15 protein-coding genes are annotated in these 16010 nt (G+C 52.3%); 8 read left to right on the top strand and 7 right to left on the bottom strand.

Annotated elements, in window-relative coordinates; all coding sequences use genetic code 11:
• Positions 1-130: 130 nt before the first annotated feature.
• A complete protein-coding gene (locus ACO0LL_RS21280; RefSeq protein WP_422952815.1) occupies positions 131-1438 on the top strand; it encodes a HEAT repeat domain-containing protein in 1308 nt (435 codons plus the stop codon).
• Between the two features lie 356 nt (positions 1439-1794).
• Here the strand turns inward: ACO0LL_RS21280 and ACO0LL_RS21275 are convergent, their stop codons facing one another.
• From ACO0LL_RS21275 to ACO0LL_RS21255, 5 genes are all read right to left on the bottom strand, one after another.
• The gene (locus ACO0LL_RS21275) at positions 1795-2223 is read right to left on the bottom strand and encodes a hypothetical protein (RefSeq protein WP_422952814.1); all 429 of its coding nucleotides are present in this window, start codon (positions 2221-2223) and stop codon (positions 1795-1797) included.
• A 99-nt stretch (positions 2224-2322) separates the two neighbouring features.
• Positions 2323-2646, bottom strand: coding sequence for a hypothetical protein (locus ACO0LL_RS21270; protein WP_422952813.1), 324 nt, complete (start codon positions 2644-2646; stop codon positions 2323-2325).
• A 486-nt stretch (positions 2647-3132) separates the two neighbouring features.
• On the bottom strand, positions 3133-3618 hold the full coding sequence (locus ACO0LL_RS21265; RefSeq protein ID WP_422952812.1) for a hypothetical protein: 486 nt from the start codon (positions 3616-3618) through the stop codon (positions 3133-3135).
• An 87-nt stretch (positions 3619-3705) separates the two neighbouring features.
• Positions 3706-4857, bottom strand: coding sequence for a branched-chain amino acid ABC transporter substrate-binding protein (locus ACO0LL_RS21260; RefSeq protein WP_422952811.1), 1152 nt, complete (start codon positions 4855-4857; stop codon positions 3706-3708).
• Positions 4858-5092: 235 nt separating this feature from the next.
• Complete coding sequence (locus ACO0LL_RS21255) at positions 5093-6085, bottom strand: LysR family transcriptional regulator (RefSeq protein ID WP_422952810.1); 993 nt, start codon at positions 6083-6085, stop codon at positions 5093-5095.
• Positions 6086-6363: 278 nt separating this feature from the next.
• On the opposite strand from ACO0LL_RS21255, the gene ACO0LL_RS21250 reads away from it, so the two are divergent.
• Both ACO0LL_RS21250 and ACO0LL_RS21245 read left to right on the top strand, forming a co-directional pair.
• Positions 6364-6951: a hypothetical protein gene (locus ACO0LL_RS21250; RefSeq protein ID WP_422952809.1), complete on the top strand. Its 588-nt coding sequence runs from the start codon at positions 6364-6366 to the stop codon at positions 6949-6951.
• A 106-nt stretch (positions 6952-7057) separates the two neighbouring features.
• Positions 7058-7957 carry an amino acid ABC transporter substrate-binding protein gene (locus tag ACO0LL_RS21245; protein ID WP_422952808.1) on the top strand — a complete coding sequence of 300 codons (900 nt, stop codon included), beginning with the start codon at positions 7058-7060 and terminating at the stop codon, positions 7955-7957.
• A gap of 369 nt (positions 7958-8326) precedes the next feature.
• Here ACO0LL_RS21245 and ACO0LL_RS21240 read toward each other — a convergent pair whose 3' ends face one another.
• Both ACO0LL_RS21240 and ACO0LL_RS21235 read right to left on the bottom strand, forming a co-directional pair.
• Positions 8327-9538, bottom strand: a complete 1212-nt coding sequence (locus tag ACO0LL_RS21240; RefSeq protein ID WP_422952807.1) for a M20 aminoacylase family protein — start codon at positions 9536-9538, stop codon at positions 8327-8329.
• Positions 9531-10760: a diaminopropionate ammonia-lyase gene (locus tag ACO0LL_RS21235; RefSeq protein WP_422952806.1), complete on the bottom strand. Its 1230-nt coding sequence runs from the start codon at positions 10758-10760 to the stop codon at positions 9531-9533. Before ACO0LL_RS21235 ends, ACO0LL_RS21240 begins: the two co-directional genes overlap by 8 nt.
• A gap of 123 nt (positions 10761-10883) precedes the next feature.
• Here ACO0LL_RS21235 and ACO0LL_RS21230 point away from each other — a divergent pair, with 123 nt between their 5' ends.
• From ACO0LL_RS21230 to ACO0LL_RS21210, 5 genes are all read left to right on the top strand, one after another.
• On the top strand, positions 10884-11354 hold the full coding sequence (locus tag ACO0LL_RS21230) for an Lrp/AsnC family transcriptional regulator (protein ID WP_422952805.1): 471 nt from the start codon (positions 10884-10886) through the stop codon (positions 11352-11354).
• A 146-nt stretch (positions 11355-11500) separates the two neighbouring features.
• Positions 11501-12256, top strand: coding sequence for a gamma-glutamyl-gamma-aminobutyrate hydrolase family protein (locus ACO0LL_RS21225; RefSeq protein ID WP_422952804.1), 756 nt, complete (start codon positions 11501-11503; stop codon positions 12254-12256).
• A 131-nt stretch (positions 12257-12387) separates the two neighbouring features.
• A complete protein-coding gene (locus ACO0LL_RS21220) occupies positions 12388-13641 on the top strand; it encodes a D-amino acid dehydrogenase (protein WP_422952803.1) in 1254 nt (417 codons plus the stop codon).
• A 9-nt stretch (positions 13642-13650) separates the two neighbouring features.
• Complete coding sequence (locus ACO0LL_RS21215) at positions 13651-14556, top strand: ornithine cyclodeaminase family protein (protein ID WP_422952802.1); 906 nt, start codon at positions 13651-13653, stop codon at positions 14554-14556.
• A gap of 445 nt (positions 14557-15001) precedes the next feature.
• On the top strand, positions 15002-15667 hold the full coding sequence (locus ACO0LL_RS21210) for a site-2 protease family protein (RefSeq protein ID WP_422952801.1): 666 nt from the start codon (positions 15002-15004) through the stop codon (positions 15665-15667).
• Positions 15668-16010 lie beyond the last annotated feature (343 nt).

Below are 16010 nucleotides of genomic sequence, written 5' to 3'. Positions count from 1 at the left end.
GTAGGGCGCATTGTAATGCGCCGTATGTGATCCTCACAGTCCATAAAAATATTTTTCCCGTGTACGATCTACCCATAAGGCAATCCGCCTGATAATGTCATGCCAAGCCAACATTTACAATTTTTAAGCCATGCAATTCTTACGTATCGTTGTCGCAAACATCGCAACACTATTCCTGCTGCTTGGCTGCGAAAAAAATATCGATATGAATTTTGATCCGCCTGATATCAAACCGAGAGTCGATGTGACGTTGCCAGATGCGGATGCAGACTTACCCAATATTTTTTCCAGGCTTGATATTCAATTTTCCAAAAACAAAATCCAGGTCATGCCGCCACTTGATGATCAGGAAATTGATACTTTGGAACAGCAACTGCCTTGCAAGCTCCCCCCGATTTTGAGAGCAATGTATCGCTGGCACAATGGCATCGTGGATTTCACACCCACATATGAATTTCAAGCTTTAGACAAGGTCATAGAGGAATACAAATTCTTCAAACGTTTTAACAAAGAGAACGGCTTGAAAGAGGGCGAAGGCTGGCCTGCACACTTTTTGCCGATTTTGCAGTTTAACGGGAAAATGTACGTAGCCCTGGATTGCAAGGATCAGGACCACACGCCTCTGTTCTCTTATTTCATTGAAGACGGCACGCCGCAAGCCATGTACCGTGGCCCAGGTCATCTGCTACAAGTAATACTAGGTTCTTACGAAACTGGAGCATATAAGCGCGAATTTGATCTTATGGATAGAGACCCGATTGCAGAAGACAAGGTATTTCGCCAGTATGCCTTTGCAAGTGAACTGAAAACCATGGAACGCAATTGGGTGGTGCTGGAAAAATCCCTGACAACTACCCAAGGAGACAATTTCAATTCGGTGACAGGCTATCTATTTGAAGTACCTGACGAACGCGGGATTCCTATCCTGGTAGATCAACTTCGCGATGCAGATGCAGAAAAAATCGTGCACATCTGTCTCGCTCTTGGTGGATTGAAGTCAGAAATAGCGAGGCCAGCGTTGTATGACTTACTTAAACACAAATCATCAAGAGCACGCAATTTTGCAGCCAGCGCCTTATCAGAACTGAGGGGCCCGCAAAGCCAGGCTGAAACTGACACCCTGCTGAGTTTGCTGGAAGACAGTGACAAAATGGTACAGCTCAGCGCTATCGAGGCATTGAAACATGCCAAATCCTATCGTGCCATCGATACACTGATTGATAAACTACGCCGCAGCAAGCCAGGAATGCAGGTCTATATCATTAGGACATTAGCCGACATAGGCGACAGGCGCGCCCGGCCTGCATTAAAAGAACTACAGTCCAGTTTCCCTGCGCAACTCGATAGCAAACGATACGCCAGCGCCCGTGGCGATGACCCCTCACCTGCGGATTTCAAATCAAGCGTCGATGAGGCGATCAGGCGATTCGGGCAATAGTGATTTTATAGCCGAAGTTTTTGCCGGCCATGTTTCATCCGGCAAAGAATGGGGATCAAAGCTGCGCAGGCCAGTTGATCCGTTGGTCCATGCAAGCCAGGCACCTGCTCCCACATGCCGCACATTGCAATGCGCCTCACGTTACGGCTGCATCCCGGCGATGTTTGCCGCCAGGATATGCGCAAAAGCTGACCTGCGGGGTGCGCCATGCGCACCGATATCACGACGAAAAAAACGCGCCATATCTCACCATGGCGCGTTTTTCTTTACTACTGAACTACTCTTAATTTACTACCTAATTTACTGCTCAAGCTACTACCTGATCTACTACCAAATTTACAGCTCACGCCGCAAACTTATTTCACTGCTGGAGTTGCTGTCTTGCCTGTACCTGCCGTTGCCACTTTGCCTGCATCGGTTTTCACTTCTGCCTTGATTTCTGTTTTTGCTTCAGCTTTTACGTCTGGTTTGACTTCTGTTTTCACTTCAGTCTTTGCCTTCACATGTTTTTCATGCTTGGCGTGCTTTTCATGTTTCTCTGCAGTTTTTTCTACTGCTGCAGTTTTAGTCTCAACCGCTGGTGTTACCGCCGCAGTGGTAGTTGTCACTGCGCTTGTTACTGCCTTGCCAGTTGGAGCAGGTGTCGTTACGGCTGGTGTTGCGGCAGTCGTAGTCACTGCTACAGGTGCTGCGCTTGTTTTTGCTGCAGTAGTTGCCGGTGTCTGTGCAAATGCGCTACCCATCAAAACGGTAGAAGCGATCAGGGCGGTAATGAGTTTATTCATGGTAATAGTCCTTAATATGTCTGTGAGCGGTTTGTTTTTTACTTGATTCACCGGCAGCGTCTGGCTGCCGGTATGCGTTCTACAACTGCTGGTTAAAACTTATTTCGATGCTGCGCTGGCTGCGGCAGATGCGCCTGCTGCTTTTGCTTCTTTCTTGGTGTGCTTGGTATGTTTCGCAGCTTTTTCACCTGTGTGCATTACTGGTTTGGCTTCAGGAGCAGATGCTGCCGGTGCCGCAGAAGCACTGGCTGAGGCAGAAGCGGCTACTACTTTAACTGCTGGTGCAGACTTGGCTACGCTCGCTGCTGCAGCGGCTGTTGCTGGCTTAGAAGCAGCAGTAGCAGATGCAGAAGCTGGCGTTTGTGCAAAGGCGCTACCCATAACAACTGTGGAAGCGATGATGGCGGTGATCAGTTTGTTCATGATATTTCCCTCTTTATGTTTGGGTTGCTTGCTAAGTTTGTGTTTCGTTTTTGCGTTTCGTAGTCACGCTACGTAAGCCAAAAACGCCGCCCGGATACATTGCGTTGACGCAAAAAACCACAGGACGTGGGGCTTAGTGTTGTTGTTCTAAACGGCATGTCACCTGTCAACCGAATGCCAGGCTCATGCGTTACGCGCGTAGGAACAATAAAAAACGACGCCTGCAAACTGCATGGCGTCGTTTTTTGTAGGGTGCGTCTTGACGCACCATCTCTTCAATGATCAGGAAAACGTAGGAAGACGGTGCGTCAAGACGCACCCTACTGGTTTGCTATCAACTGCAGGAACGCCTTAACCTGATATGTGTGTTTGACGTCCTGTAGGGTGCGCCGTGCGCACCGGGTTTTTGAACTGGATGGGTGCAAAATATTGGACAGGAAACGGTGCGCACGGCGCACCCTACTGGCCTGAAATTTTATCGCACGCTCACAAAAAATTCTTGACCTTGCGCACTCCGCGCCTGCCCCATCGGCGGGCTGCTCTTTGCGACTGGCTGACGCGGTCAAGCTGCACGCAGCGCAGGTGTGAACTGATGCTCTGGTCTATGTTCCACAAGGCCTGGGTGATAAGCAAATCCATTTCTGTGGTGAATTTGCCTGCTACGGGTGCCGTAGTGCTCGCACGCGATGTATCTGCCATGCTGATGCGCCAGGCGTCTTCCAGCGTGATGCCGCCTGCAGGTTTGGCGAGGTTCCAGTGCAGGCTGTTTTCTGCTGCAGAGATCAAGCCTTCATCCTGAAGGCGCAGGCAGATTTTACGGATGGCATATTTGCTCATGCCACAGTGCTTTGCCAGTTGATCCAGCCTTACCTCTGCCGGAGCCGCGGCGACAAAATGTTCGAGCACTCTGGCCAATTTGCGGAACATGCCGTATTGGGATGCGGGTAAAAATTGTGCTGTGCTCAAACTCATGGCTAGATCTTTCTTGATGCTCTCTTTGATACTTTTCAAGCATGGCACATACAGACAGCGCAGGTGCCATGCATATTCACAAAACGATCAATGTGTTACCGCGATCAGTTCGCGCTTACCACCCTTATAGGTATATAAAGTCAGAGTGCCATCACGGATATCACCACGCGCATCAAATGCGATTTCACCTGTCACGCCCTTGTGGTTGATTTTGGCCAGTTCTGGCAGGTATTTGGCGGGTTCGGCTGAATTGGCTTTTTGCATGGCGGCCACCATGGTCATCACGCCATCGTAGGCATAAGGCGCATTCAATACGACTTCATGGCCATATTTTTTGCTGAAGTTGGCTTTGAACTTGACCAGGTCTGCCTTCTTGCCCTCTTCTACGCCGCCCGCCTCAGCGCAGATCACATTGTCTTCGCCGATGGCATCGCCTGCCAGTTGCGCCAGATCTGTTGAGCAGATGCCGTCACCACCCATGAACTTGACTTTCAGGCCCAGTTGCTTGATTTGCTTGAGCATGGGGCCACCGACTGCATCCATGCCACCAAAGAAAATCAAATCAGGATTGGTCGATTTGATAGTGGTCAGGATAGCGCTGAAATTGGTTGCCTTGTCGGTCGTGTATTGGCGCGAGACGATCTTGGCAGAGGCGAGTTTGCCTGTTGCCCCTTTGACGAATTCATCTGCCACGCCTTGCCCATACGCTGTGCGGTCATCAATCACGGCGATATTTTTTGCCTTCAGCATTTGCACTGCATAGCGGCCCAGCGTGCCACCGAGCTGGCCGTCATTGGCAACCACACGGAAAGCCGTCTTGTAGCCCTGCATCGTGTATTGGGGGTTGGTCGCCGAGGGTGAGATTTCCGGGATACCGGCATCGCTGTAAATTCTTGAAGAAGGAATAGTCGTACCAGAGTTCATGTGGCCGATGACACCATTGACCTTGGCATCCACGAGTTTTTGCGCCACGGTAGTAGCCTGCTTTGGTTCTCCCGCATCGTCTTCTGACAGCAATTCAAACTTGGCCTTCTTGCCGCCTATGGTGACGCCTTTGGCATTGAGTTCATCCACGGCCATGCGTGCGCCCTCTTCGGTATCTTTACCCATGTGTGCAGATGGCCCGGACAGGGGGCTGACATGGCCTATCCTTACCAGCAGGTCCTGGGCACTGGCATTACCTGCCAGCAGGATGCCTGCAGAAGATGCGGCGACGATGAGTTTGATGGTCGTGGACATAGGTATTCCTCTCTGTATGGGTTTTAAGTATTTGTTTTCGGTTTCGCCTTTCGGTGATGAATGATTGTCTGGCGCATCTCAATGCACAAGGCAATAATTCTAAGGGTATGAATTAGTAAAGCTAATGCGTAAAGATAGGCCACACGCTGTGCAGGAACGGTGGCCAAGAGGGAAAAGATGGATTAGCAGAGGTAATACGATTGCGCTTGATCTGCTATTGCAGCAAGCCAGAAAATCAGACCAGGCGCGCAATACCTGACAAAATGGCATTACGCTGTGTTTCAAATTCACGACACTCTTCAGTCAGCCAGTCTTTGAAGATGTTGACAGACTTTTTATTACCCACATGTTCATTGATGACTAAAAAATAAGCCGCACTGGCCTTGACGCAGATAGGCACGGTAGGCTGCAACTGCCCCTGGCTGAGTTCATCCAGTATCAATGAAGTACGCGCCATTGCCATGCCCTGCCCATAAGTGGCGGCATTGATGGCCAGGTGCGAGAGATTATATTGATGGCCGTGGCGCACAAAATCCTGCACCTCATTGTCACTACACTGGGTAGCGATACGCATCCACTCGCCCCACTCGGCATAGGGCGGCGCGTTCTCCCAGGGGGAATCATCATGCAGCAGGATGTGCCCGGTAAAATCCGACGCCTGCGCCAGCGCCGGGTAACGCGCGAGGTAATCATTGTTCGCCACCGGCAGCAGGTATTCAGACATCAGCCTGCTGGCATGGTGGTTACTCTGGTCTGGCCCTTGGCCGTACAGCACCAGGATGTCGATGGATTCTGCACTCATCTTCAGCGCACTCATACCAAACAGCTCGCCACGCAAGTGGATTTCTATCTCCGGGTACAGCCGTCCAAAGCCACTCAGCCTGGGCATGAGCCACATCATCGAGAATGAGGGTGATGAGCGTATCGCCACGCTCTTGTTGTTCAGGCTCGGTTGTATCGCCTGCAATTGCAGTTCCAGTTCTTGCAGCAGGCGGTTGACCACCCTGTGCAGCTCGCTACCCTCACGCGTCAGCCGCAGGCTGCGCGTCATGCGCACAAACAGGCGCGCCCCTATCTGCTCTTCCAGCCCCTTGATCTGCTGGCTGACCGCCCCCTGAGTGACATGCAACTCCGCCGCCGCACGAGTGAAACTGAGGTTGCGCGCCGCTGCATCAAAGTATTTGAGTGCGTGTAAAACCAGGGGAGTAACAAGCTTTTGGGTGCGCATGGCATAGTCTGAAAGTGATGTCTTGCCTGATTATAAGTTTGAAAGCGGGGTGGAGGATATAGGCTTAGGCTTTATTGCAATAAACGAATCAGCCTACCATAAAATCTATTCACGAATCTATTCACGAATCTAGTCATTTTACTTGATCTTCCCTATGAAAAACTGCTGATTTTATCTATTCACTCTGATGGCATGCTCCGCTGAAAACTGCGGCCCTGTTAAAATATGACAATTAATACAAGATACGTCTGTCGCTTTAAGGACAAGATGAATACACCATGAGTTACACCCTGATTTTTGATATTACCAAAACAAGCTGGACAGATTCGCTCTCGCTACTGCCGCTCATTCCCCTTCTTGCAGGCAGCATCATGACGGGCATGAATATCTCGCGCATGTGGCGTGGCCTGCCTGTGTATAGCTGGAGCGCCCGCCCGGATAAACCGTTTCGTGTTTTCCCTTACATGCTCCTGGCCATAGGTATGGGCAGCGCTTACCTGACATACCAGCACAGCTATGTCGCCTATACAGATTTGCGCTCAGCCTATGAAGCAGGGAAATGTGAAATCACAGAGGGCAAGGTAGAAAATTTGCAGCGAAATTTTAAAAAGGGAGAATCACCCGTTTCTTTTGATATAGGGCATAAGCAATTTGCCTTTCGCGGCGGACGCGACACGCCCGCTTTCCAGCAAACGACTTCGAGTGGTGGCCCCGTGAGAGAAGGCCAGCAATTACGCATAGCCAGTTGCGACGGCGCTATCGTCAAGCTGGAAATCATGGACTATGCAGAGCCAGACAAGCAAAGGGCTGATGACAACAAAAGCCCCCACAGTGAACTGAACCCCAAAAACACAGTAAGCCAATAGTTACGCTAATAGCGCCGATTAGAAATTTTCGTTTGTTGCGCCTGCCTGCAAAGCTCCACAATCGCCACCATCATGTGCCATGGCGCATAAACACGATGGGGGTTTCATGCACGTACCAAACAGAATCAAGCTGACAGCCTTGATATTAATGCTGTGTGCCAGCATCAATATCAAGGCTCATGGTGGCGAGACGCTGGAGCGCATCAGCCGCAGTGGCAGGATCGTGCTGGCGACCAGGGATGCGTCGATTCCTTTTTCATACAAGGACAATCATGGCAAACCCCTGGGGTACACCGTAGATATCTGTCTCAAACTGGTCGATGCCATCAGGCTGCAACTGAAGCGGCCTGATTTGCGCATAGACTATATACAGGTGACGCCGTCCAGCCGTTTCAAGGCCATCATCGAGGGGCAGGCGGATCTGGAATGCGGGCCTACCACCAACACTGCAGAGCGGCGTGCGCTGGTGGGTTTTACGATTGCGAATTTTATTGCCAGCGCGAAGATGCTGGTGAAAAAAGATTCTGGCATACGCAACTGGGCAGACTTGCGCAACAAGACCATCGTCACCACGGCGGCCACCACCAATGCCAAGTCGATCGCTGACCGGAATGACGTGGGTGCCTTGCGCATCACCCTGCTGGAGGCGAAAGATGACCTGGAATCTTTCCACCAGGTAGAAACCGGCAAGGCTGATGCCTTTGCCATGGATGATGTCTTGTTATATGGCTTGAAGGCCATGTCCGCTCACCCGGCAGATTATCAGGTCGTCGCCAGCCCGCTGACTGTGGAGCCATATGCCATCATGTTTTCCAAAAACGATATCGAACTGAAAAAACTCATGGATGCAGAAATGGCCAGGATCATTTATAACGGCGATGTCGAAAAGTTGTACAAAAAATGGTTCAACAATCCCATCCCGCCATCTGGTGTGAATCTGGATATGCCGATGAATGCCTTGTTGCGTAATTCGTTTCAGTTTCCGTCTGATAAGGTGGCGGATTGAGGTAAGTATTTGTGTAGTGGTCAGATATAAAAACACAATTTAATTCCTTCTCTTTAAAGAGGTGTAGTCAAGGTTTCACAAAACATGTTTTTACTGGCAGATTCAAACCGCCCGCAGATATCCCCTCCCCTTCAAGGGGAGGGTTAGGGTGGGGATGGGGTTCGGTTGATAAACTTCACACTTCATTTGCCAAAGAAACCCATCCCCATCCCGACCTTCCCCTTGAAGGGGAAGGAGTCAAAAACAAACCCGCTGCGCCACTTACAGATGGCTTAAGCATTTGCGGCACAAAGCTATACCTTGCGAATTCCCGAAAATCTCCCTTTGAAGGGGTGGTATCTTAAAAGAATCATTTCGAGCTACCAAAACTCACCCCTCACCCAACTCCAGCCGCACAATCTCAGCAAAATACTGCGCGCCCGTCGCCAGGATTTCATCATTGAAATCATAGCCAGCATTGTGCAAGGGAATGCCCCCCTGGTCGAGCGCGACACCATTGCCGATGAAACTGAAGTTGCCCGGCACGACTTGCAGGAAAGCGCCAAAGTCTTCAGAGATCATCATGGGCTGCACGTTGGCATCAACCTTGTCTTTGCCGACGATATTGGCAGCAGCCATGGTGGCAACATCGACAAACTCAGTTGAATTAACAGTCGGGGCAAATTCATGGGTATATTCAAACATGCATTCTGCACCGTGCATGTGGCAAATTCCCTCACTGATGTCGCGCATGCGTTGTTCCAGCATGGCTTGCACCTCGCGTGAATAACTGCGGGTATCGCCCTTGATGGTGACGTTCGATGGAATCACGTTCCTGATACCGTCCGTGATGAATTCAGTACAGGAGATCACTGCCTGCAAACCCGGATCAAGATTACGCGAGACGATGGTTTGCAAGGCCAGCACGATTTGCGAGGCGATAACGATGGGGTCTATGCCCATGTGCGGCCTGGCTGCATGGGTGCCACGTGCCTTGATGTGGATGACAAAATTATCTTCCGAAGCCATGATGCCGCCTGCGCGGGTGGCAAAAGAGCCTGCAGGCATGCCCGGCATATTGTGCACACCAAAAATCGCAGCGACGGGAAAGCGCTCAAACAGGCCATCCTGCATCATGGCCTTGGCACCGCGCCCGTGTTCTTCTGCCGGTTGAAAGATAAAACGTACCGTGCCATTGAAGTCTGGCCTGGCAGTCAATAACCTGGCTGCGCCCAGCACCATGGCCATGTGACCGTCGTGCCCGCAGGCGTGCATTTTGCCATGCGTGCATGAGGCATGTGGCCTGCCGGGGGCGTTCTCGGTAATGTGCAGGGCATCCATGTCGGCGCGCAAACCTATCGCCCGCGTGCCACTGCCTGTGCCATTACCTGCGCCATTGCCCGCGCTCAGGCTGGCCACCAGGCCGGTGCCGCCTATGCCGCGATGCACTTCCAGCCCCATGTCCTGCAAGGCTTTGGCGACATAATCAGCGGTTGCCACCTCTTCAAAACCTGTCTCTGGATGCTGGTGCAAATGCTTGCGCCAGGCCAGCAATTCTGTCTGCAATGCCGAGTTCAATTCTGATGTCAATGATTCATTCATGATGCCTGTCCTTCCAGGAGTTTTGTTGAGAAAGTACCGTGTCTGCCGATATGCCAAGCAGGTCGTGATATACCGTGGCTGCGGTTGCGCCTTCAGTATTGATGACCAATACCCTGGAGCTGGCATCCAGGCCCACTTGCTTCATGCAGACCTTGTTGCTGCAAATGCTCAGCAGGCCAGCCACGCCAGCCACACCAGATTCACCGGCAACAATAGGTATATCCGCCTCACTACCCGCCGCCAGCACACGCATGGCCTGGATGGCGAGTTCATCTTCTATCGTCAAAAAATAATCGACTGCAGGCTGCAAGAAACGCCAGGCCAGAGGTGAAGTCTCGCCACATGCCAGGCCCGCCATGACAGAGTCGATAGAACCCAGCGCCCTGCTCGCCCGGCCATGCAGCGCGCTTTGGTAAAGACAATCTGCCTGCGCAGGTTCTACCACGATAAAGCGCGGGCGATTGACACCATACAATTCCCAGAAATAACTGACGATCCCCGCAGCCAGGCCGCCGACGCCGCCCTGTAAAAAGATGTGGGTGTATGCGCTTTTTCCATCAGGCCCGGCAACTTGCTCCACCAGCTCGGCAGCGATGGTGCCGTAGCCTTGCATGACATCACGCGGGATATCTTCATAACCTTCATACGAGGTATCTGAAATCACCTGCCAGTCATTAGTGCGTGCCAGCTCGGCGGCTACTGTTACCGATTCATCATAATTACCGGTGATGCGCACTATGCGGGCACCGTAGGCCGCAATCGCCGCTTCGCGCTCGGCACTGACATGCGCATGCAAGACTATCACGCACTGGCAGCCTGCAGAACGGGCAGCGGCTGCCAGGCTGCGACCATGATTGCCATCGGTGGCGCTGATGACGGTGAAGTCTTGCAGCAGTGTTGCATAACGGCCTGCCAGCACCTGCTCCGGCACAATATCGTGAGCAGGGTAAAGCCGCATAACTTGCCACACCAGCGCAACAGGCGCACCCAGTGCCTTGAAACTGCCCAGTGGCGAGCGGACTGATTCATCCTTGACATGAATGGCCCCCACCTGCAATTTGCCTGCCAGATCAGGCAAGGCATACAGCGGCGTTGCAGCGCGGGCCAGCTCTGTCCACGGTGCCAGCCAGCGCTGGCTTTGCTTTGCGCTCTCTATATTCATGATGGCAGCAAGATCGGCAGGATAAGACCGGCGTACCGCGTGTGGATTAGATAACAGCATGCTTGTTCCTGACATTAGGGGTAAGATTAACTGAAATAATATTCCGCAACCGGTAGTAAGATTTACGAAAATGACGTGGATATACGCAAATTCTTTGCATAAAATGAGATTACAGAACCATAGATGACTACCCTGGACAATTTTGACCGCCGCCTGCTGGCAGAAATCCAGCAAGACAGCAGCCTGCCACAAAGCACGCTGGGAGAAAGGGTTAATCTCTCCACCGCCGCCGTCAACCGCCGCCTGAAGCGCCTCAGTGACGACAAGGTCATAGAACGCTACAGCGCACAACTGCGCCCGGATGCGCTGGGCTACCCGCTGACCATCGTCGTCGAAGTGGAGGTAGAAAACGAACGCATGGATTTGCTTGACACCATGAAAACCGCCTTTCTCGCCTGCCCCCAGGTGCAGCAGTGTTATTACGTTGCTGGCGAATGTGATTTTGTTTTGATCTTCATCGTGCGCGACATGGCGCAATACACCGAACTGACCCGGCAGCTTTTCTTTGAAAGCAATAATGTCAAACGGTTTAAAACCCTTGTTGCGATGAGCAGGGTGAAGACGGGGCTGGATGTGCCTGTGGATGAAGTCTGATGTCTGTCACTTAAGCTTCAGATTAAATACCAAATCATGCATTAGAAAAACTAATGCCTGAACATAGAATTCATGGTTTGCGTTGAGTGTTTTGAACAGGGATGATGGCAACATCAAACCTATCAAAAACAATCAAAACAAAACCCATGACCAGCTCTCCACTGCCCCGCATAGGTATCACCCCCGACCGCAGCGCTGCCGCAAGCGATATTGAAGCCCTGTTCTTTGTGCGCCGCAATTATTGCGCGGCCATCAGTGACAATGGTGGCGTGCCGCTGGTGCTGCCTTATGACATGGATGCGGTAGAGACTTACCTCGAGCAGATCGATGGCTTGCTCATCACAGGCGGCATGTTCGATGTCAATCCTGCCTTGTACAGCATGCCTGCGCGCTATCCTGAAAAAATGGCCCTCAAGGAAGACCGCACCGCCTTTGAACAGGCCATGCTGCGCGCCGCCATTGCGCGTGACATGCCGGTGCTGGGCATCTGCGGTGGCATGCAACTGATAGCCGTTGAGATGGGTGCAAAGCTGCTGCAGCACATCCCCTCTGATATTGCTACCAGCATAGAACACAAACAGGCTAAGGACTGCGATCTGGCCAGCCATGCTATTCACATCCGCCAGGGCAGCAAGTTGCGGGCGATTCTGGATGTCGAAACCTGCGAGGTCAACAGCCTGCATCACCAGTCCGTCGCGTCCTCTACCGACAAGGTCAAAGTAGCAGCCGTGGCCGATGATGGCGTGGTCGAAGCCATAGAAGTGCCGTTACTGTCATTTTGCATGGGAGTGCAATGGCACCCGGAATACCGGGTCAATGCCAGCGAAAAAAACCTGTTCACTGCCCTGGTTGCAGCGGCAAGGGAAAGCGCCGCACGCCAACAAACCGCCATCAACGTTTAATTATTTTATGAATCATAGGACTTACGCAAAATTGCCCCAACAAGGCGCAGCGACGAAGACAGTACTTTAGTACGGCTAGGAGCTGCAACGCAGTTGGGGCGGTTTTTCGTAAGTCCTAAACTAAGTCCAATATGAAAGTTTGTATCATCGGCGCAGGTGTCATCGGCCTCACCACCGCGTATGCACTGGCAAGGCGCGGTCATGATGTCAGCATTGTCGAGGCGCATGATGGTGCCGGTGAAGGTGCCAGTTTTGGCAATGGGGCGCAGCTCAGTTACTCTTATGTCGCGCCGCTGGCGGATGCCTCGGTCTGGGCCAGCATGCCTTCTTACCTGTTGAACCCCGATTCGCCTTTAAGCTGGCGCCCCGCCCTTGAACTGGCGCAATGGAAATGGTTGTGCAGTTTTTTAATCGCCTGCAACCAGCGAAAATCGCGGCAGACTACAGCAGAACTGTTGCGCCTTGCATTCTATAGCCGTAACTGCCTGGCGAATTTGCAGGAACAGTTATCACTGGATTTTGATTTGCGCCAGGCAGGCAAGCTGGTCATGTATTCATCTGATGCTGCGCTCAAGGCTGCGGCTGCACAAGTCGCCTACCAGGCGCAACTGGGTTGTGAGCAGCAAGTTTTATCGACCCAGGCTTGTCTCGATATAGAGCCTGCGCTGGCACATGCTGCTGCCCGCTGGGTGGGCGGCGTCTATACCCCGTCTGAAGATGTCGGAGACTGTGCCCGCTTTTGCAGGCAATTGTCGCAGGCACTGATGCAATACTATCCGAATGTGAAGTTCCTGTACCACACCCAGGTCAATGGCATGCTCGTGCAGGCAGGCAAACTGCAGGCGCTGCAAACCAGCCAGGGCGATATCAGCGCCGATGCCTTTGTGCTGGCGAATGGTTCGCATGCTGCCACCCTGGCGGCCAAGGCTGGCTTGAGCTTGCCTGTCTACCCGCTCAAGGGCTATAGCATCACACTGGATGCGCCAGCGGCTGATGCTAGCCTGCCCAGCGTCAGCATCACCGACAGCGCCCGGAAGATCGTCTATGCCCGCATAGGAGATCGCCTGCGTGTGGCAGGCCGGGTAGAAATTGTCGGTCATGACATGCAGATCAATGCAGCCCGCGCGCAAAGCCTGCTCACAGAAACACAAGCGCTCTTCCCTACCGTCAGTGCAGATACTGATGCCATGCACTCCTGGGTAGGCATGCGCCCGGCAACGCCTACCGGTATTCCCATCATAGGCGCATCTCCCGTCAGCAATCTCTACCTCAATGCAGGCCACGGCGCACTTGGCTGGACACTGGCTTGCGGCAGCGCTGAACTGCTGGCCCAGCAAATCAATGGTGAGCAGAGTGCTATAGCTTCAACCCATTATCAATACTGAGGATTATTCATGCAAGTCATCACCAATGAACAAGTCGCATCGCTGCTAACAGTCAAGGACGCCATCACCGTTATGCGTGAAGCGTTTGCGCATTACGCCACAGCAGGTGCCATGCAGGAGCGTGTACGCATAGACAGCGGCAAAACCAAACTGAGCGCCATGGGTGCCGTCATCCCTGGCCTGAATGCTGCTGGTGCCAAGATCTATTCCACCATCAATGGCAAGTTCACCTTCGTGATTGTCTTGTTTGCCGTTGACGATGGCCGTCTGCTGGCCGTGATGGAAGGCGACACCACGACAGAATTCCGCACCGCTGCCGTCACCGCAGTCGCTGTCGACAAACTGGCAAGGCAAGACGCCACAACCCTGGCCATCTTTGGCACTGGCATACAGGCGCGCGCCCACGTCCCCGCCCTGCTGGCCGTGCGCAATTTCAAAGAAGTGCTGGTGGTCGGCATAGAAGGGCAAGATGCTTTTGCCCAGCACATCAGCACGCAATACGGCATCCCGGCGCGTGCCAGCAACGCTGCTGAAGCCGCCAGCCAGGCCGACGTCATCCTCACCGCGACACGATCAGCCACACCGCTGTTTGATGGCAATGATGTCAAACCCGGTGCCTTTGTCGCCGCCATCGGTTCCAGCAAACCCGACACCCGCGAAGTCGATGACACCCTGATACGCCGCGCCAGCAAGATCGTCGTTGAATGGAAAAAACAGGCCGCCTATGAGGCAGGTGATTTACTCCTGTGCGACAAGAACAGCTTTGCATGGGACGATGTGCTGGAGATGACTGACGTGGTGCAAGGTGCAGGCATACGCAACAATGAATCCGACATCATTCTCTACAAGGCCATAGGCGTAGGGCTGGAAGACGTGGCGCTGGCGGAGTTTGTTTATCGTAAGTTGGGTGGATAAGTTCCTGGTAGGGTGCGCCGTGCGCACCATCGTTGATTTTTTTCAGCGATTTTGAAATACAAACGGTGCGCACGGCGCACCCTACGAGTTGATCGTCGTTTCATCTCAACGGACCTTGCTCACATGGATCCCAGCCTGCACTGGGATGACATTACTAACATAGAGATTTATCAAATTTCCCGGCCTTAATCCAGCCGGGTATTTAAAGTCCTCATTCCAGCTTCATTTCAACCCTACTCTCAAAGTCGTCATTCCAGCGCAGGCTGGAATCTAGTGGCGTTCGTCGCATTCGTCTAGCGCTGTTATAAGCACGCAAGCCGTCCATCTGCAACTGATGAAGCAGGGCATATTGCAATACGCCGCATGAGCTGAGATAAAAAAAGCAAATCGCAAACCCTGCCATACAGGCTACAATTGCGCCAGCCCTGTTCCCATCTCACCTGCCATGCTCAATCTTCTCCTCATTGTTTACATTTGCCTGTTCGTACACCTGTTCAGCATCGCTGCGGCAGGTCGGGTGGCTGGTGTGCGGGTGCTGGAAATATCCATAGGCGTGGGGCCAGCGTTGTTCAAGTATAAAAAATTTATCCTAAAGCTCATCCCCATCAATGGCTATGTCAAATTTCTTGACAGCCAGGAACACTTCGTCAGCGACGCCGATCTACCCTTTGCATTTGACCAGTTAAGTCTGATGCGGAAAATACTGGTCATCTTGCCGGGCTGCACCGCCCTGCTGTTACTGGCTGCGACACTGAACGGCGCAGATGCATGGCAAGATTTTTGCACATTTCCCACGCAATTTGTGACGGGTGCTTTGTCCCCTTTTGACACGGCGCAGACCCTGCTACACGCAGCTGGCAGGCTGATACAGACCAGCAGTTTTCTGAGCCTGCTGGGTATCGCTGCTGCCAAACTGGCTGCTGGTAATTTACTGCCATTAGTGAGCACCAATGGCAGCCAACTCATTATTTTCGTCGCGCAGCGACTTGGCCTGGTCAAGCCTTATCCTGGTCCTATTCACAAGTTTGTCGCATTCGTCAGCATTGCATGCTGGATATCATGGACCCTGGCGATAGTCAGTGTCCCTGTCTTGGCAGCATATGATCTGTAGTATGCGCTGTGCGCACCACTTAAACCCAATTGACGGTAACGCCAACAAATTTCGAAACCGGCATTGCTAACTGCCCTGGACGTTATGAACCTTGCTCGTCACGACCTGACCAAGGTAACGCACAGTCAGGATACCCTCCGTCGATGACGTGGTGAGACCATCAATTTTGCGGGTCACTTTAATGCGGGCACGCAATTTCCCGTCTTCAGAATCGAAACTTAGAGGCTGTTGCGAAATTAAAACGACTGAAAAAAAGTGCTGTTAACTTTTCATGAGTAGTGTTAACTTTCTATCTTGTTTTGTCAGGGTGGAGAGCGATGCCAAAAGAACTGATAGATGACCA

It is taken from the genome of Undibacterium sp. TC4M20W (assembly GCF_049340245.1).
GTDB lineage: Bacteria > Pseudomonadota > Gammaproteobacteria > Burkholderiales > Burkholderiaceae_D > Undibacterium.
This window is presented reverse-complemented; position numbering and strand designations above follow the sequence as displayed.

Excerpts from the sequence above, each read along its gene's own strand:
- ACO0LL_RS21235 (WP_422952806.1), bottom strand. The coding sequence starts at position 10,760 with ATGCTGTTATCTAATCCACACGCGGTACGCCGGTCTTATCCTGCCGAT.
- ACO0LL_RS21280 (WP_422952815.1), top strand. The coding sequence starts at position 131 with ATGCAATTCTTACGTATCGTTGTCGCAAACATCGCAACACTATTCCTG.
- ACO0LL_RS21225 (WP_422952804.1), top strand. The coding sequence starts at position 11,501 with ATGACCAGCTCTCCACTGCCCCGCATAGGTATCACCCCCGACCGCAGC.
- ACO0LL_RS21245 (WP_422952808.1), top strand. The coding sequence starts at position 7,058 with ATGCACGTACCAAACAGAATCAAGCTGACAGCCTTGATATTAATGCTG.
- ACO0LL_RS21230 (WP_422952805.1), top strand. The coding sequence starts at position 10,884 with ATGACTACCCTGGACAATTTTGACCGCCGCCTGCTGGCAGAAATCCAG.
- ACO0LL_RS21260 (WP_422952811.1), bottom strand. The coding sequence starts at position 4,857 with ATGTCCACGACCATCAAACTCATCGTCGCCGCATCTTCTGCAGGCATC.
- ACO0LL_RS21220 (WP_422952803.1), top strand. The coding sequence starts at position 12,388 with ATGAAAGTTTGTATCATCGGCGCAGGTGTCATCGGCCTCACCACCGCG.
- ACO0LL_RS21255 (WP_422952810.1), bottom strand. The coding sequence starts at position 6,085 with ATGCGCACCCAAAAGCTTGTTACTCCCCTGGTTTTACACGCACTCAAA.
- ACO0LL_RS21265 (WP_422952812.1), bottom strand. The coding sequence starts at position 3,618 with ATGAGTTTGAGCACAGCACAATTTTTACCCGCATCCCAATACGGCATG.
- ACO0LL_RS21250 (WP_422952809.1), top strand. The coding sequence starts at position 6,364 with ATGAGTTACACCCTGATTTTTGATATTACCAAAACAAGCTGGACAGAT.
- ACO0LL_RS21240 (WP_422952807.1), bottom strand. The coding sequence starts at position 9,538 with ATGAATGAATCATTGACATCAGAATTGAACTCGGCATTGCAGACAGAA.
- ACO0LL_RS21275 (WP_422952814.1), bottom strand. The coding sequence starts at position 2,223 with ATGAATAAACTCATTACCGCCCTGATCGCTTCTACCGTTTTGATGGGT.
- ACO0LL_RS21210 (WP_422952801.1), top strand. The coding sequence starts at position 15,002 with ATGCTCAATCTTCTCCTCATTGTTTACATTTGCCTGTTCGTACACCTG.
- ACO0LL_RS21215 (WP_422952802.1), top strand. The coding sequence starts at position 13,651 with ATGCAAGTCATCACCAATGAACAAGTCGCATCGCTGCTAACAGTCAAG.
- ACO0LL_RS21270 (WP_422952813.1), bottom strand. The coding sequence starts at position 2,646 with ATGAACAAACTGATCACCGCCATCATCGCTTCCACAGTTGTTATGGGT.